The following is a 16,432-nucleotide window of genomic DNA, read 5'->3' as shown; positions in this document are numbered from 1 at the left end:
CACGCACGAGCGCCGGACGGGCCTTCCAGCCCGTCCGGCGCTCACGTCATTCAGGGGCCGACGGGGCGACGCCGCAACGGCGCCGCCCCCGCCCGCCTCAGCTGTGCGTGCGCAGCAGCGTGCGCATGGTCCGCATCGCCACCGAGAGGTTCGCCAGGTCGAACCCCTCCGATCCGTGGATCTCCTCCAGCGTGGCCCGCGCCCGCGTCAGGATCGCCGCGTTCGCCTCCTCCCACGCGGTGAACCGCTCCTGCGGCGACGCGGCCCCGTCGCCCACCGCCAGCACGTCGGAGGTGAGCGCGGCGTGCGCCGCGAAGAGGTCCTCGCGGATGGAGGCACGGGCCATCGACTGCCAGCGGTCGTTGCGCGGCAGCTCCAGGATCCGGTCCAGCAGCTGGTTGATCCGCAGCCGGTCGCCCAGGTCGTAGTAGACCTCCGCGACGGCCAGCGGCTCCTTGCCCGTGCGGTCCGCGATGGCGACGATGTCCAGCGCCGGGAAGACCGACGAGAAGCCGGACACCTGGACGGCGAGCTGCTCGGGCACCCCGGCGTCGGTCAGCTCCTCCAGGATCGTCTGGTACCACTCCAGGTCACTGCCCTGCAGCAGCTTCGGCAGCTCCGCCCAGACCTGCGCCACCCGCTCCGCGAAGAAGTCGATCGTCCCGGACAGCTCCAGCGGCTGGCGGCGGTTGTTGAGCAGCCAGCGGGTGCCGCGCTCGACCAGCCGGCGCGAGTGCAGCCGGATCCGGGTCTGCACGTCGGCCGCCACGACGTTGTCGAGCGCCTCGACGTCGTCCCAGACCTGGTTGAGTCGGAAGATCGCACGGGCCGCGGTGTGCGCCCGGACGACCTCTTCCAGCGACGCGCCGGTCTCCTCCCGCATGCGGTGCAGGAAGCTCGTACCGCCGGTGTTGACGGTGTCGTTGACCAGCACCGTGGTGACGATCTCGCGGCTCAGCGCGTGCCCGTCGACCTGGCCGGTGAACGCCTCCCGCAGCGCGGTCGGGAAGTAGGCGTGCAGCAGGCGCTGGAGGTAGGCGTCGTCCGGCAGCCCCGTGTGGATCAGTTCGTCGGCCACCGTGATCTTGGTGTAGGCGAGCAGGACCGCGGTCTCCGGCTGGGTCAGGCCGCGCCCGGCGCTCAGCCGCTCGCGGATCTGCCGGTCGCTGGGCAGGAACTCCAGCGCCCGGTCCAGGTGCCCGTCGCGCACCAGGCGGCGCATGAAGCGCTGCTGGGCGTGGAGCATGCTGGAGGACTGGGCGATGGCCAGCGCCAGCGCGGTGTTCTGCGCGTAGTTGTTGCGCAGCACCAGCGCGCCGACCTCGTCGGTCATCTGCGCCAGCAGCTTGTTGCGCTGCTTGACCGTCATGTCGCCGTCGGAGACGACGGAGTTGAGCAGGATCTTGATGTTGACCTCGTGGTCGGAGGTGTCCACGCCGGCGCTGTTGTCGATCGCGTCGGTGTTGATCTTCCCGCCGGCCGTGGCGAACTCGATCCGGCCCAGCTGCGTCAGGCCCAGGTTGCCGCCCTCGCCGACGACCTTGACCCGCAGGTCCTCGCCGTTGACCCGGATCGCGTCGTTGGACTTGTCGCCCACGTCGGCGTGCGTCTCCGTCGACGCCTTCACGTAGGTGCCGATGCCGCCGTTCCACAGCAGGTCCACCGGGGACTTGAGGATGGCCTGCATCAGGTCGGCGGGCGTCATCTTCTTCACGCCGGCCTCAAGGCCCAGCGCGGCCCGCACCTGGGCGTTGATCGGGATGGACTTGGCCGTGCGCGGGTGGATGCCGCCGCCCTGCGAGAGCAGCGCGGTGTCGTAGTCCGCCCACGAGGAGCGCGGCAGCTCGAACAGCCGGCGGCGCTCGGCGTACGAGGTCGCCGCGTCCGGCTTGGGGTCGAGGAAGATGTGCCGGTGGTCGAAGGCGGCGACCAGCCGGATGTGCTCGCTGAGCAGCATGCCGTTGCCGAAGACGTCACCGGACATGTCGCCGACGCCGACGACGGTGAAGTCCTGGGTCTGGCTGTCGTGGCCCAGCTCGCGGAAGTGCCGCTTGACCGACTCCCAGGCGCCGCGGGCGGTGATGCCCATGCCCTTGTGGTCGTAGCCGGCGCTGCCGCCGGAGGCGAACGCGTCGCCCAGCCAGAAGCCGTAGGACTCGGCGACCTCGTTGGCGATGTCGGAGAACGTCGCGGTGCCCTTGTCGGCGGCGACCACGAGGTAGGTGTCGTCCTCGTCGTGCCGGACGACGTCCTGGGGCGGGACGACCTCGCCGGCGACGAGGTTGTCGGTGATGTCCAGCAGACCCGAGATGAAGGTCTTGTAGCAGGCGATGCCCTCGGCCAGCCACGCGTCGCGGTCCGCCGCCGGGTCCGGCAGCTGCTTGCCGACGAAGCCGCCCTTGGCGCCGACCGGCACGATGACGGTGTTCTTGACCATCTGCGCCTTGACCAGGCCGAGGATCTCCGTGCGGAAGTCCTCCCGCCGGTCCGACCAGCGCAGACCACCGCGCGCGACCTTGCCGAACCGCAGGTGGACGCCCTCGACGCGGGGCGAGTACACCCAGATCTCGTACGCCGGGCGGGGCGCCGGCAGGTCGGGGATGGCCTGCGGGTCCAGCTTCATGGACAGGTAGGAGTGCGGCCGGCCCTGGCCGTCCCGCTGGTAGTGGTTGGTGCGCAGGGTCGCCTTGATGACGGTGAGGAAGGAGCGCAGGATGCGGTCCTCGTCGAGGGAGGCGACCTGGTCCAGGGCGCCGTCCAGCTCCTCCAGCAGCCCGTCGATCAGCTCGGTGCCGGCGCTCTGCCGCTCCGGCGACATCCGCGCCTCGAAGAGCGAGACCAGCAGCCGGGTGGTGTGGACGTTGTTGGAGAGGGTGTCCTCCATGTACGTCTGGCTGAACGTCGAGCCGGCCTGCCGCAGGTACTTGGCGTAGGCGCGCAACACCATCGCCTGGCGCCAGTCGAGCCCGGCCCGCAGCACCAGCTGGTTGAAGTCGTCGCTCTCGGCGGCGCCCGTCCAGACCGCGGTGAACGCCTCCTGGAAGCGCTCGCGGGCGTCGTCGCCCGAGACGTGCTCGGGCATCCGCAGGCCGAAGTCGTAGATCCAGGCAAGGGTGGCATCGGCGCAGCGCAGCTCGTGCGGGCGCTCGTCGACGACCTCGACGCCCAGGCGGTTCAGGCCCGGCAGCACCTTCGACAGCGAGACCGGCTCGCCCCGACGGTAGATCTTGAAGCGGCGCTCGCCGGGGCCGGCGTTGACCGGCTCGTAGAGGCTGACCGCGAAGTCGTGGCCGGGCTCCCCGGTGAGCTTCTCCAGGTGCTGGAGGTCGGCGACCGCGCTGCGCGGGTTGTTGTCGGCCTTGTAGCCCTCGGGGAAGGCATGGGCGTAACGGCGCAGCAGCTCGGCGGCGCGCTCCTCGCCGACCTCGGCGGTCAGCGCCTCGACGAAGCCGTCGGCCCAGGAGCGCGCGGCCTCCACCAGCCGGGCCTCGACGCGGTCCACGTCCGCGTCGGTCAGCTCGGACAGGGCGGTGCCGGGCTCGACCCGGATCAGGAAGTGCAGCCGGGAGAGGACCGACTCGGTGTTCCAGGCGGTGAAGTCGACGCTGGTGCCGCCCAGCTCCTCCTTGAGGATGTCGATCAGCCGCAGCCGCACGGCGGTGGTGTAGCGGTCCCGCGGGAGGTAGACCAGGGCGGAGTAGTAGCGGCCGTACTCGTCCTGGCGGAGGTAGAGGCGCAGGCGCCGGCGCTCTTGGAGGTAGAGCACGCTGGTGGCGATGGACCGCAGCTGGTCGGCCGGGATCTGGAACAGCTCGTCGCGCGGGTAGGTCTCCAGGATCTGGAGGAGGTCGCGGCCGTCGTGGCTGTTCGGGCTGAAGCCGGCGCCCTCCAGGACCTCGGCGACCTTGCGGCGGATCACCGGCACCCGGCGGACGGACTCGGTGTACGCGGCCGAGGAGAACAGGCCCAGGAAGCGGCGCTCCCCGATGACGTTGCCCGCCTTGTCGAACTTCTTCACCCCGACGTAGTCGAGGTAGGAGGGCCGGTGGACGGTGGCGCGGCTGTTGGCCTTGGTCAGGATCAGCAGCTTGTGCTCGCGGGCCTTGGCGCGGGCGTCCGCCGGCAGCCGGTTGAACGACGGCGAGACGGGGTGGCCGGCGTCGCTCTCGCGGTGCGCCGGGTCGGAGCGCAGGATGCCCAGGCCGGTGCCGGGGACCGCGGTGAGGACGTCCTCGTCCGTGCCGTCCTCGCAGGGCGCGGAGGCCAGCTCGTACTCGCGGTAGCCGAGGAAGGTGAAGTGGTCGTCGGAGAGCCAGCGCAGCAGTTCCCGGGCCTCCTCGACCTCCTCCGCACGGATGTCGTCGGCGATCGGCTCGCCGGGCAGCTCCTCCGCGATCCGCAGGGCGGTGGACCGCATCTTGTCCCAGTCCTCGACGGCCTCGCGGGCGTCGGAGAGGACCCGCAGCAGATCGGCGGTGATCTGCTTGAGGTCGTCCCGGTCGGTCTCCCGGTCGATCTCGACGTGGATCCAGGACTCGACGACCGCGTCGTGCGGCAGCTGGGCGACCTTGCGGCCGCCGCCGGCGCCGTGCACCTCGCCGTTGACGTCGAGGACCTCGATCAGCTTGCCGGTGACGTCCCGGCGGACGAGCAGCTGCGGGTGGATCACGACGTGGATGCCGCGCCCCTGCCGCGAGAGTTCGTTGGTAACCGAGTCGACCAGGAAGGGCATGTCGTCGGTGACCACCTCGACGACGGAGTGGCTGCTCGTCCAGCCGTTCTCCTCGACGGTCGGGGTGTGCACCCGCACATTCGCGGTGCCCTGCGGCCGCTGCTCGGCGAGGCGGTAGTGGGAAAGCGCGGCACCGAAGACGTCGACCGGGTCGCGGTCGGCGAGGTCCTCGGGGGCGGTGTGCAGGTAGTAGCGCTGGAGGTATCCCGCAAGGGTGCCCGGGTCCAGCCCGCGGACCGGTGGCTTGCCCCCGGCCGGACTGCTCTCACCTACCCGGGTGGCCCTCGCGAGCAGCTCGTTCTTGGCTTCGTCCAGCTTGGTCTGCATGTCCTCTGGCTCCTGTCGCGCGCCGTTGCGTGACGTTGTGGCAAAACGTGGGAAGGGCTGTGGAAGCCGCACAACGCCAGCGCGACGCGGGGTGTCCTGTCGCTGTCGACGCTATGCCGCGATGGGGGAAGGCCGTGCCGCCGTCGACGAGTTTTGACGAAGTCGACATGGATTGGCGGCCGCAACGATCAGCAGTCGCCCGGTCACGGTGGTGTCCCGGGCGCTCGGCGGGGGCCTTGCTACCCCCGCGGACTATCGCGCTGATCACGGTGCAAGGCTATCTCTCCCGGCAACTGCCCCGTTATGCGCCGTGCACGTAAAACCACACCCTTAACTTGGCCCTTCTGGACAATGGGGCGCCGGGGTGGCGTATGTAGCGGGAACGGCCCGTGGGGCCGCCCCGGCGGATCGGGACCGGCCGGTCCTACGCCGCGATCTCCTCCGCGACCTGCACGGCCTCGGTGAGACTGTCCACCACCGGCACTCCGGCGGCCGTCAGGCTGCTGCGGCTGTGCGAACCGCCGGTGTAGAGGACCGCGCGGGCCCCCGCGTCACGGGCGGCCACCGCATCGTCGACGGCGTCCCCGATCACCACCGTACGCCCCGGATCGACGCGCCCCAGGGCCGCCAGATGACGGACCATCTGCGCGCTCTTCGAACCCCCGGACGGTCCCGTGCGGCCCTCGACCCGGACGAACCGCGAGGCGATGCCCAGATCGCGGACCAGGGGTATCAGCTCGTCGTGGCCGAACATGCTGAGGATCGACTGGCTCCGCCCGGCCGCCTGCCAGGACGCGAGCAGCGTCTCGGCGCCCTCGGCGAGGCCGCAGCCCGCCCGGTGCTCGGTGTAGTACCGGTGGAAGGTGGCGTCCATCACCAGCCACTCGGCCTCGGTCGGCAGCCGTCCCATCAGCCGCTCGTAGAAGCGCGGCACCGGCACGCAGTACAGCTCGCGGTACCGCGCCAGCGTGATCGGCTCCAGGCCGATCTCCGCGAAGGCGGAGTTGGTCGCCGCGATCACGGCGTCGATGTCGTGGAACAGGGTGCCGTTCCAGTCCCACACGATGTGTGCGGTGGGCTTCGCCATGTCGTCCCCCCGGTCCTTCCCCCGCGCGGTTGCCATGGAAAAACGGTACCCGCCGCCACTGACAACGGCGCCGGGCCGGCGTGCCGACCACCGCGCCAGGTGTCACCCCAGCAACTGCGGAATCTCCTGCACCCCGAACCACATCAGGTCGTGGTCCTCGGCACCGTCCACCGTGAACTGCGCGTCGTCGTCACCGAGGTCCGCCGCGCCCAGCGCCGCCGCGGCCGCCGCCACGTCCTCGGTCGCGTCCGCTCCGTCCACGTGCACCGCCGCCGCCTTCGCCAGCGGCACCGGCCCGGCGATCCGCACCTCGCCCAGCGCGGACTGGTCCAGCCCCCGGTCCGGGTCCACGGCCGCGCTCCGGTCCGGCACGTCGACCGCCACCACGACCCGCCGCCGGGGCACCTCCGGATGCCCGGCCAGCAGCCGCAGCGACGCCTGCGCCGCGCGGTTCAGCGCCGCGTACTCCAACTCCTCGATGTCGTCGGAGACGTACCACTCCCGCAGCGCCGGCGTGACGGCGTACGCGAGCAGCGGGCCACTGCCCAGCTCACCGCTCTGGTGCGCCGCTGCGAGCCCGGAAAGCGTCAGGGGGACGTAGACACGCATAACAGCCGCTCTCGCTAGATCCAGAACAATGCCCAGTCAGCATACGGCCGTGCGTCCCCCTTCGTGCCGTCCCGGCACCTCCCGTCGCACCCGGCCCGCGCCCCTCCACCGCCCCGGCCCCGGCCCGCCATCCCGGGCGCGCGCCACGGACGGGTGAATGTCTGCCGCCGCCCGCGGCCGGCCCGCGCGCCTTGCTGCACCCGGCACCCGCCGCCAAGATCCACACCACGAGCTACCGCCCGGTAACGACGCCGGGCCCGGCACGAGGGGGCACCGCGATGACCGACACCACCAGCGAGCACGCCGCAGCGACCGGCGGCGCGCCGGACGCCCGCCCGGCCCCGACGGAACCGGCCCCGCACACCCCGCGGCCGGGCGGCGCGCCACCGCACGGCCCCGGCACCGGCCCGGCACCCGCTCCGACCGTCCCCCGCCCGCGCCGCTCCCCCACCGACCGCGCGCCGGTCACCCCGCCTACGCCGGCACCGGCGCCCGCCGCACCGATCCGCGGCACGCCCGCGCGCCGGCGCGGCACCCGCCGCCCGACCGGCCCCGCCGGCCGCGGCCCCGGTTCCTCTGGCAGCCGCGGCCCCACCCGCACCCCATACCTCGCCCGCACCAGCACGCAGCGCCGCACGCCCGCCACGCCGGACACTCCGGACATCCCACTGCCCACCCCCGGCGCCCGGCACCGCGCCCTGGAGAACCGCCCGCACCTGTGGTTCGCCCACCAACTCCTGCTCGCCCTGAGCGACCAACGCCCCGTGCACGCCCTCCTCGGCCACGCCCTGCCCGCGGCCTACGACCGGCTCGCCGAACTCGCCCCGCACGCGCCCCTGCGCCCGTACGTCGCCCCCGGCCTGCGCGCCCCCGTCCCGGCCCTGCACGCCTGCGGCCTGTGCCGCCCCCGCGACGGCGTCATCGAGGCGTTCGCCCGCATCACCACCGGCGCCCGTCTGCGCGCCCTGGCGTTCCGCCTGGAACGCGGCGCAGACGCCCGCTGGCGCTGCGCCGCCCTCGACCTCGGCCCCGTCCCCTAGCGAGCGCACGCAAGAGGGCGCCCCGGTCGATCACGACCGGGGCGCCCTCCGCTTCCGCCGCCGCACTACGGGGCGGACCGCTCACCTCATGCGGCTCACTTCTTGCGGCGGCGACCCGCGCTCTTCTGCGCCTTGCGCCGCTCCGCACGCGTCAGCCCGTCGGCCTCCGAACGGGCCGGACCCTCGCCGTCCGCGTCGCTGACGAAGTCGCCCTCGACGACGCTGCCGTCACCGTCGACCTTGGGCGCGGTGAAGTGCAGCCGATCGGGCCGCTGCGGCGCCTCCAGGCCCTTGGCGTGGATCTCCGGACGTCCCGCACCGGCCGCCGCCGGGACGGCCTCCTCGGCGCCCTGCCCCGCCTCGGCGGCGTCCGCGGACTCCTCCACCGGGACCTCCTCGACCTGCTGCTCCACCTGGACCTCCAGGTTGAACAGGTAGCCGACGGACTCCTCCTTGATGCCCTCCATCATGGCGGTGAACATGTCGAAGCCCTCGCGCTGGTACTCGACCAGCGGGTCCTTCTGGGCCATCGCCCGCAGGCCGATGCCCTCCTGGAGGTAGTCCATCTCGTAGAGGTGCTCGCGCCACTTGCGGTCCAGGACCGACAGGACCACGCGGCGCTCCAGCTCCCGCATGATCTCCGAGCCGAGCTGCTCCTCGCGGGCCGCGTACTGCTCGTGGATGTCGTCCTTGATGGCGTCGGCGATGAACTCGGAGGTCAGGCCCGCGCGGTCGCCGACCTCCTCCTCCAGCTCCTCGATGGTCGCCTTGACCGGGTAGAGCTGCTTGAACGCGCCCCACAGGCGGTCCAGGTCCCACTCCTCGGCGAAGCCCTCGACGGTCTCCGCCTGGATGTAGGCGTCGATCGTGTCTTCCATGAAGTGCTTGATCTGGTCCTGGAGGTCCTCGCCCTCCAGGACGCGGCGCCGCTCGCCGTAGATGACCTCGCGCTGGCGGTTGAGGACCTCGTCGTACTTCAGGACGTTCTTGCGGGTCTCGAAGTTCTGCTGCTCGACCTGCGACTGGGCGGACGCGATCGCCCGCGTCACCATCTTGTTCTCGATCGGCACGTCGTCGGGCACGTTGGCCATCGCCATGACCCGCTCGACCATCTGCGCCTTGAACAGCCGCATCAGGTCGTCGCCCAGCGAGAGGTAGAACCGCGACTCACCCGGGTCGCCCTGCCGGCCGGAACGACCGCGCAGCTGGTTGTCGATACGCCGCGACTCGTGCCGCTCGGTGCCCAGGACGTAGAGCCCGCCGAGCTCCTTGACCTCCTCGAACTCCGCCTTGACGGCCGCCTCGGCGCGCTCCAGGGCGGCGGGCAGCGCGGCCGCCCACTCCTCCACGTGCTCGACCGGGTCCAGCCCCGCCTTGCGCAGCTCGGTCTCGGCGAGGTCGTCGGGGTTGCCGCCGAGCTTGATGTCCGTACCGCGACCGGCCATGTTGGTGGCGACCGTCACCGCGCCCTTGCGGCCCGCCTGGGCGACGATCGTCGCCTCCCGGTCGTGCTGCTTGGCGTTGAGCACCTCGTGGGCGATGCCGCGGTTCCTGAGCTGCTGCGAGAGGTACTCGGACTTCTCGACCGAGGTGGTGCCGACCAGGATCGGCTGCCCCTTGTCGTGCTTGTCCGCGATGTCCTCGACGACCGCGTCGAACTTCGCGGGCTCCGTGCGGTAGATCAGGTCCGCCTGGTCCTTGCGGACCATCGGCCGGTTCGTCGGGATCGGGACGACGCCGAGCTTGTAGATCTGGTGGAACTCCGCGGCCTCGGTCATGGCCGTACCGGTCATGCCGGAGAGCTTGTCGTAGAGGCGGAAGAAGTTCTGCAGGGTGATCGTGGCGAGCGTCTGGTTCTCGTCCTTGATCTCCACCCCCTCCTTCGCCTCGATGGCCTGGTGCATGCCCTCGTTGTAGCGGCGACCGGCGAGGATGCGGCCGGTGTGCTCGTCGACGATCATGACCTCGCCGTCGATGACGACGTAGTCCTTGTCGAGCTTGAACAGCTCCTTGGCCTTGATCGCGTTGTTGAGGTACCCGACCAGCGGCGTGTTGACCGACTCGTACAGGTTGTCGATGCCCAGCCAGTCCTCGACCTTGCCGACGCCGGACTCGTGGATGCCGACGGTGCGCTTCTTCTCGTCGACGTCGTAGTCGTCGGTCTCCTCCACGCCGCGCTGCGGGTTGGCCGGCTCGCCCCGCTTGAGGCGCTGCACCAACTTGGCGAAGTCGCCGTACCACTTGGTGGCCGAGTCCGCCGGACCGGAGATGATCAGCGGCGTACGGGCCTCGTCCACCAGGATCGAGTCGACCTCGTCGACGATCGCGAAGTTGTGGCCGCGCTGGACCAGTTCGTCCCGCGACCAGGCCATGTTGTCGCGCAGGTAGTCGAAGCCGAACTCGTTGTTGGTGCCGTAGGTGATGTCGTAGCCGTACTGCTCGCGGCGCTGCGCCGGCGTCATGTCCGCCAGGATGCAGCCCACGGACAGGCCCAGGAACTTGTGGACCCGGCCCATCATTTCCGAGTCGCGCTCGGCGAGGTAGTCGTTGACCGTGATCAAGTGGACGCCCTTGCCGGACAGCGCGTTCAGATACGCCGGGAGGGTACCCACCAGGGTCTTGCCCTCACCGGTCTTCATCTCCGCGACGAAACCGAGGTGCAGGGCCGCGCCACCCATCAGCTGGACGTCGTAGTGCCGCTGGCCGAGCACCCGCTTCGCGGCCTCGCGGACCGTCGCGAACGCCTCGGGCAGCAGGTCGTCGAGGCTCTCGCCGTCGGCGAAGCGCTGCTTGTACTCGTCGGTGAGCGCCCTCAGCTCGGCGTCGGAGAGGGCCGCGAAGTCCTCCTCGATGGAGTTCACCTGGCCCGCGATGCGGTGCAGTTTGCGCAGGATCTTTCCTTCGCCTGCACGCATGATCTTCGTCAAGACGGACACTTGGGCTGGTCTCCTTGCCGGTCGGGCCTGCACGGTCGAGTGCGCGGGCGCGGCATGTTTCCAAGGGGGCAGGCCCCGCCGCAACGGCCATCGTAAAGGAGGACGCTGTCCGGCCGGGAGGTCCGGCGCAGCCGAGCCCGCCGACCCCTTGCCACGTCAACGCCCGAGCCCGCGAGAAGGTGCCGGGAAAGTTTCCGCCGAACCACGGTGATCCCGGCCGCACTCGGTCCCGAAAGGCTCCCCGCCACCCTCCTTCGCGGCCGTACGGAAACGCCACGAAAACGGCTCGCGGCGTCCCGCACGGCGCAGCAGACTCGCTCCATGATGCCCGTCACGCTCACCACCGACCGCCTCCTGCTGCGCCCTTTCGAGCCCGCCGACGTGCCCGCGGTGCACGCCGCCTGTCAGGACCCCGACATCCCCCGCTGGACCGAGGTCCCCTCGCCCTACGGCCTGGCCGACGCCGAACGGTTCGTCGGCCAGGTCGCCCCCGACGGCTGGCGCGACGACACCGGCTACACCTTCGCCGTGGTCACCCGCGCCGACAGGGCCCTGGTCGGCTCCATGGCCCTGCTCCGCCTCGACCAGCTGCACACCTCGGAACGGCAGGCCGAAATCGGCTACTGGACCGCCAAGGGGCAGCGTGGCAAGGGCCACACCGCCGAAGCGGCCGGCGCCGTGGCCCGCTGGGCCTTTCGCGAACTGGGCGTGGAACGCCTGGAATGGCTCGCCGAGGCCGGCAACGAAGGCTCCTGGGCGGTCGCCCGCAAGATCGGCTTCCAACGGGAGGGCACCCTCCGCGCCAAGCTGGTGCACGAGGGCACCCGCCGGGACGTGTGGATCGGCTCCCTCCTCCCGTCCGACCTGCCCCGCGAGCCCGCCCCGGCCGGCGCCACCGCCCAGCCGCTGCCGGACCCCACGCCGTACCTCCCGCACCCGCGCTGACCCCGCGGACCGCCCGGCCTGCGGCAACGCCCGGCCGCGGGAGCGTTGTCAGTGGCCGCCCCTACGCTGTGCGCCATGACCGGAGTGACGCAGCGCCAGCCCGCACCACGCCCCGTGACCGACCTGTCCGCCGACGACGCCCGGCGGCTGGCCCTGCGCGCGCAGGGCCTGCTCGGGGCCCCGGACCGCCGGGCCGGCGTCCGCGGCATGCTGCGCCACCTCGGCGCCGTCCAGCTCGACACGATCTCCGTGCTGGCCCGCTCGCACGAACTCGTCCCCTACGCCCGCCTCGGCGCGGTCGGCCGGCCGGCCGTCGAGAGCGCCTACTGGTCGGCGGCCCCCGAGGGCGACGCCCCGGCCCGCCCGCACAGCTTCGAGTACTGGTCGCACGCCGCCTGCATCCTGCCCATCGAGGAGTGGCCGCTCTTCGCCTTCCGCCGCCGCGCCCGGCGCGCCAAGGGCCACCGCTGGCACGTCATGAAGGACTCCGCCCGCTCCTGCGCCGCCGTCCTGGACCGCCTCCGGGCCGACGGCCCGCTCACCACCTCCCAACTGGGCGGCGGTCGCAACGGCGGCGAGTGGTGGGACTGGTCCGAGACCAAGATCGCCGTGGAGTGGCTGCTGGACACCGGCGACGTGGTCTGCACCGAACGCCGCGGCTGGAAGCGGATCTACGACCTCGCCGAGCGCGCCGTCCCCGAGCCGCTGCTCCACGACGACCTCGACGACACCGCGTGCACGCGGCGCCTGGTCGCCCAGGCCGGCGCCGCGATGGGCGTGGCCACCCGCGCGGACCTCGCCGACTACCACCGCCTCAAGGGCGAGCAGGTGGACGCCGTCATCGAGGACACCGGCCTGGTGCCGGTGACGGTCGAGGGCTGGGCCAAGCCCGCCTGGGCGGACCCGGCGGCGCTCGCCGCCCCGTCCCGCGGCCGGCACCGCACGACCCTGCTCTCCCCCTTCGACTCCCTCATCTGGGACCGCCCGCGCACCGAGCGGATCTTCGGCTTCACCCACCGCTTGGAGGCGTACGTCCCCAAACCCCAGCGGATACACGGCTACTTCGCGATGCCCCTGCTGGCCGGCGGCAAGCTGGTCGGCCGCGTCGACCCGGCCCGCGACGGCCGCACCCTCGTCGCCCGCCAACTCTCGCTCCAGGGCCCCAAGGCCGTCCGCCCCATGGCCCGGGCCCTGCACGAGGCCGCGACCTGGGTGGGCTGCGACGACGTCCGCGTCGAGCGCTGCGACGACCCGCAGCTGGCCGCCGCCCTACGCACCGAACTCACCCACACCAACGACGAACGCCTGGAGGAGGCCCCGACGGCCTGACCCGCCACCGGCCCCGCTCCGCCGGCGTCCTGCGGTGGCCACCGGCAATCCGACGGCAATCCGGCACCGCTCCGGGGGCACCCGGCCCCCGGCCCGGCTTCACCGGATTTCGAGAATCTTCTCCCGCATCGCATACACCACGGCTTCCATCCGGGAATGCAGTTGGAGCTTCTCCAGGATGTTGCGCACGTGGTTCTTCACGGTGTTCTCGGAGATGAACAACTCCTTGGCGATATCCCGGTTGTTCATGCCCGTGGCAACGAGTTTGAGGACCTCCAGCTCACGGTCGGTGAGCCGGGGCGCCGGCACCAGACGACGCTCGTCGGTCCGCTGGATCATCGACTTGAACTCCGTCAGGAGCTTGGACGCCATCGACGGGCTGATCTGCGACTGCCCGTCCGCGACGGCCCGGATCGCGGTGGCCACCTCGTCGGTGGAGATCTCCTTGAGGAGGTAGCCGGTGGCGCCGGCCTTGATCGCGTCGTAGAGGTCGGCCTCCTCGTCGCTGATCGTGAGCATGATGATCTTCGCGCTGGGGGCCACCTCCTTGAGGGAGGTGCACGCCTCGATCCCGCCGCGGCGGGGCATCCGGACGTCCATCAACACGATGTCGGGCAGCAGGTCCGCGGCCTTGTCGACCGCCTCCGCACCGTCTCCGGCCTCGCCGACGACCTGGATGTCCTCCTCCTGCGCCAGCACGATCTCCAGACCGCGGCGGAAGAGCGCGTGGTCGTCCACGACGAGGACCCGGATCGGCTCCTTCCGCGGCACGCGCGCGGCACCGCCGTCACCGTCATCGGCCCCCACACCGCAGACGTCGCCGTCCGCGTCACCCCGTGCGGGCCCGAAACTGTCCCCCATTGATTCCTCCCCGTCAACTACTCGGCCGAAGGGCCAGAGTTTGGATATAAGGCTGGTTGACTACAGCCCTTTTCGGCCGGACCGATCAATGCCATACGACCGTCCCCCCGGCATGTCGCCGTTTCGCGTCCACATACTCCCCGGCTGGCACAAACACTATACGGCTTCAACTCCAGCCTTCCGCAGGCACGATGGTGCCCCCGGGCGTACGCCGGGGGCACCGAACGGGTGGGGGTCAGCCGCCCAGCGCGCCGCCTGCGCCGCCGGGCGATTCCTCTCCGAACGCGTCGGAATTCAAGTGGATGACGCCGTAGTCGTAAGCGTGCCGCCGGTAGACGACACTCGGCTGCTTGGTCTCGGCGTCGACGAAGAGATAGAAGTCGTGTCCGACCAACTCCATCTCGTAGAGCGCCTGGTCGAGCGCCATCGGCGCCGCCGAGTGGGTCTTCTCGCGGACGACCACGGGCCCTTCGCCCTGGATCTCCAGCGATCCCATCCGGGTGGTCGGCACCTTGTCCTGCTGTGCGGCCTCCTCCGAGGCCGTCAGGCCGTGGCCGTTCAACCGTGCCGCGTCGGGGACGGTGACCGCGACCTCGCTCGCCGGAATGCGCCCGTTGCCACGGCGCGAGTGGCGCTTGTCGTGCTCCTTCCGCAGGCGCGCCTCCAACTTGGCCGTGGCCAGGTCCAGCGCTGCATACGGGTCGGCTGCGGCCGCCTCGGCCCGGACCACCGGGCCACGGGAGCGGAGAGTGATCTCCACTCGGTCGGAACGGTCGGCCTGCCGCGGGTTGGGCTCCTTGGACACCTCGACGTCCAGGCTGATCACCTTGCCGTCGAGCTTCTGGACCTTGTCCAGCTTCAGCTTCTCGGCCACGTGCTTGCGGAACCGCTCGGGCACCTCGGTCTTGCGGCCCTTGACGACGATGTCCACGCAGAACTCCGTTCCCGGATCGCCCCGCTCAGCAAGCGGAGCAGCTCCTTCTTGCACCAGGCCCCGGTGGGTGCCGGAGCCTCGGACTGGCGACGTTCACCTCCTCCTCCCCCAGGGGTGAGATCTCCATTCCCACGTTTTCAGAATCGCCGAAAAACCCTGAAAAGCATGCAACGCGACATCGGAGGCAAAGCGTCCGCCAAGTCCTCACAACCGAACATAGCTCTACTGGACGGGTGTCGGCACCCCCTCAGCACGCCCAGCTCCGTTTGAGTGAAATTCGGCGCTTACTACCAGCAACGACCGGCCGACCCACCCGGTTCCCCCGCACCGGCCGTCCGCACCAGCGCTCCACCGGCCCTCCCAAGGCCCCCGCCCCGCCCGTCAACGGCCCGACGCCCCCGTCCCCCGCCCGGCGGGCATCACGCAGGGCGACGAATCCGCCGGAGCGTGACCACGGGCCGGTCGAAGTTGACTCAACACCGGCCGGGTCGGGACCGTCCGTCCGCCGCGCGCCGGCCACGCGTCGGCCACGCGCCGGCCACGGCAGGGCGGCGGCGCACGGGCCGACGTCGCGCCTGCCGCACGGAGCGAAGGACACGTGCCACCCGGGAAGGCACGCGCCGCTCGGAAGGGCGGGGCGCCCTTCAGGCCAGGCAGCCAGGCAGGCCGGCCGGCAACCAGGCAGTCCGTCGCATGGCCGGACACCGTCGCCCCTTTGGCCGGACTCCGTCCCTTCGCCCCTCGTCGAACCGGCGCTTCAGGTGCTGTTGAAAGAGAAAGAACTACCGGGTGCCGCCACCACCGCCGCCCCCGCCACCCGTCCCCCGGCGGCCCGCACCGCCCGCGCCGCCTCGGCGAGCGTGGCCCCCGTCGTCACCAGATCGTCCACCAACAGCGCCGGCGCCCCCGCCAGCAGCCTGCCGGCCGTGCTCGGCACCTCCAGGGCCCCGGCGACGTTCACCAGCCGCTGCCGGGCGTCCAAACCCGCTTGGTCGACCACCACACGCCGCTGCCGCAACCCCGCCAGCACCCGCACCGCCAACCCCCTCCGCCGCAGCTCGGCCGAAGCCGCCAACGCGATCCTGCGCACCGGATCGTGCCCACGCCCGGCAACCGCCCGCCGCGCGGAGGGCACCGGCACGAGCACCAGGGGGCCGCCCCCTCCCCCCACCCCCCGCGCCACCCCCGCCAGCACCGCTCCCGCCAACACGGCCCCCAGCGGCGCGGCCAGCCGCAGGGCGCCCCGTTCCTTGTGCGCCAGCAGCACCGCGCGCACCTCGTCGGCGTACGGCGCACCGGCCCACACCCGCGGCAGCCCCGCCGGCACCGGACGCGGCCGCACCCGTGCCGCACCGCGCCCGCCCCGCCACAGCGCCCGGTGGCACGCCGCGCACAGCTCCGTACGCGGCTGGCCACACCCCGCACAGTCGACCGGCAGCACCAGGCCCGCCAGCTCTCGCCACACCCCCCGCATGAGTCCACTGTCGCGTGGCGCGGGGGCGGCCACCACCCCTGTGGATAACTGCGGGCGCGGGTGGGCGGCGCGTCGACGTCGATGGTCCTCCGCGTCATGATCGCCGCGGGCGCGGGCGGCGCGCGGGCGGCGTTTACGAGCCGATCCTCGTGACGGGT

At 71.8% G+C, this 16,432-nt stretch carries 10 protein-coding genes; 3 read left to right on the top strand and 7 right to left on the bottom strand.

The genetic code is table 11. The features are described from left to right. Positions 1 to 97: 97 nt before the first annotated feature. The 3 genes from ABD385_RS25515 to ABD385_RS25505 all read right to left on the bottom strand — a co-directional run bounded on the left by ABD385_RS25515 (position 98) and on the right by ABD385_RS25505 (position 6,755). Positions 98 to 5,059: an NAD-glutamate dehydrogenase gene (locus ABD385_RS25515; protein ID WP_344580228.1), complete on the bottom strand. Its 4,962-nt coding sequence runs from the start codon at positions 5,057 to 5,059 to the stop codon at positions 98 to 100. 424 nt (positions 5,060 to 5,483) lie between these two features. Then, positions 5,484 to 6,146, bottom strand: a complete 663-nt coding sequence (locus tag ABD385_RS25510; RefSeq protein WP_425585479.1) for an HAD family hydrolase — start codon at positions 6,144 to 6,146, stop codon at positions 5,484 to 5,486. Positions 6,147 to 6,248: 102 nt separating this feature from the next. After that, positions 6,249 to 6,755: a DUF6912 family protein gene (locus tag ABD385_RS25505; RefSeq protein ID WP_344580224.1), complete on the bottom strand. Its 507-nt coding sequence runs from the start codon at positions 6,753 to 6,755 to the stop codon at positions 6,249 to 6,251. A 278-nt stretch (positions 6,756 to 7,033) separates the two neighbouring features. On the opposite strand from ABD385_RS25505, the gene ABD385_RS25500 reads away from it, so the two are divergent. Beyond that, positions 7,034 to 7,795, top strand: a complete 762-nt coding sequence (locus tag ABD385_RS25500) for an Rv3235 family protein (RefSeq protein ID WP_344580223.1) — start codon at positions 7,034 to 7,036, stop codon at positions 7,793 to 7,795. A 95-nt stretch (positions 7,796 to 7,890) separates the two neighbouring features. Here the strand turns inward: ABD385_RS25500 and secA are convergent, their stop codons facing one another. Then, complete coding sequence (gene secA / locus ABD385_RS25495; RefSeq protein WP_344580221.1) at positions 7,891 to 10,731, bottom strand: preprotein translocase subunit SecA; 2,841 nt, start codon at positions 10,729 to 10,731, stop codon at positions 7,891 to 7,893. 321 nt (positions 10,732 to 11,052) lie between these two features. Between secA and ABD385_RS25490 the strand changes: the two genes are divergently transcribed. Next, complete coding sequence (locus ABD385_RS25490) at positions 11,053 to 11,676, top strand: GNAT family N-acetyltransferase (protein WP_344580218.1); 624 nt, start codon at positions 11,053 to 11,055, stop codon at positions 11,674 to 11,676. 75 nt (positions 11,677 to 11,751) lie between these two features. Next, on the top strand, positions 11,752 to 13,005 hold the full coding sequence (locus ABD385_RS25485; protein WP_344580215.1) for a winged helix-turn-helix domain-containing protein: 1,254 nt from the start codon (positions 11,752 to 11,754) through the stop codon (positions 13,003 to 13,005). A 99-nt stretch (positions 13,006 to 13,104) separates the two neighbouring features. Here ABD385_RS25485 and ABD385_RS25480 read toward each other — a convergent pair whose 3' ends face one another. From ABD385_RS25480 to ABD385_RS25470, 3 genes are all read right to left on the bottom strand, one after another. Further along, positions 13,105 to 13,866: a response regulator gene (locus ABD385_RS25480; RefSeq protein ID WP_344580212.1), complete on the bottom strand. Its 762-nt coding sequence runs from the start codon at positions 13,864 to 13,866 to the stop codon at positions 13,105 to 13,107. A 235-nt stretch (positions 13,867 to 14,101) separates the two neighbouring features. Further along, positions 14,102 to 14,797: a ribosome hibernation-promoting factor, HPF/YfiA family gene (gene hpf / locus ABD385_RS25475; protein WP_344580209.1), complete on the bottom strand. Its 696-nt coding sequence runs from the start codon at positions 14,795 to 14,797 to the stop codon at positions 14,102 to 14,104. Positions 14,798 to 15,557: 760 nt separating this feature from the next. After that, positions 15,558 to 16,274, bottom strand: a complete 717-nt coding sequence (locus ABD385_RS25470) for a ComF family protein (RefSeq protein WP_344580206.1) — start codon at positions 16,272 to 16,274, stop codon at positions 15,558 to 15,560. Positions 16,275 to 16,432: the final 158 nt, after the last annotated feature.

Origin of the sequence: Streptomyces lunalinharesii (assembly GCF_039532155.1) — a bacterium.
Lineage (GTDB): Bacteria > Actinomycetota > Actinomycetes > Streptomycetales > Streptomycetaceae > Streptomyces > Streptomyces lunalinharesii.
The sequence above is the reverse complement of the archived record's forward strand: the minus strand, read 5'-3'. Positions and strand labels throughout refer to the sequence as shown.

Coding starts and splice junctions, on each gene's coding strand:
- ABD385_RS25515 (WP_344580228.1), bottom strand. CDS start 5,059: ATGCAGACCAAGCTGGACGAAGCCAAGAACGAGCTGCTCGCGAGGGCC.
- ABD385_RS25510 (WP_425585479.1), bottom strand. CDS start 6,146: ATGGCGAAGCCCACCGCACACATCGTGTGGGACTGGAACGGCACCCTG.
- ABD385_RS25505 (WP_344580224.1), bottom strand. CDS start 6,755: ATGCGTGTCTACGTCCCCCTGACGCTTTCCGGGCTCGCAGCGGCGCAC.
- ABD385_RS25500 (WP_344580223.1), top strand. CDS start 7,034: ATGACCGACACCACCAGCGAGCACGCCGCAGCGACCGGCGGCGCGCCG.
- ABD385_RS25490 (WP_344580218.1), top strand. CDS start 11,053: ATGATGCCCGTCACGCTCACCACCGACCGCCTCCTGCTGCGCCCTTTC.
- ABD385_RS25485 (WP_344580215.1), top strand. CDS start 11,752: ATGACCGGAGTGACGCAGCGCCAGCCCGCACCACGCCCCGTGACCGAC.
- ABD385_RS25480 (WP_344580212.1), bottom strand. CDS start 13,866: ATGGGGGACAGTTTCGGGCCCGCACGGGGTGACGCGGACGGCGACGTC.
- ABD385_RS25470 (WP_344580206.1), bottom strand. CDS start 16,274: ATGCGGGGGGTGTGGCGAGAGCTGGCGGGCCTGGTGCTGCCGGTCGAC.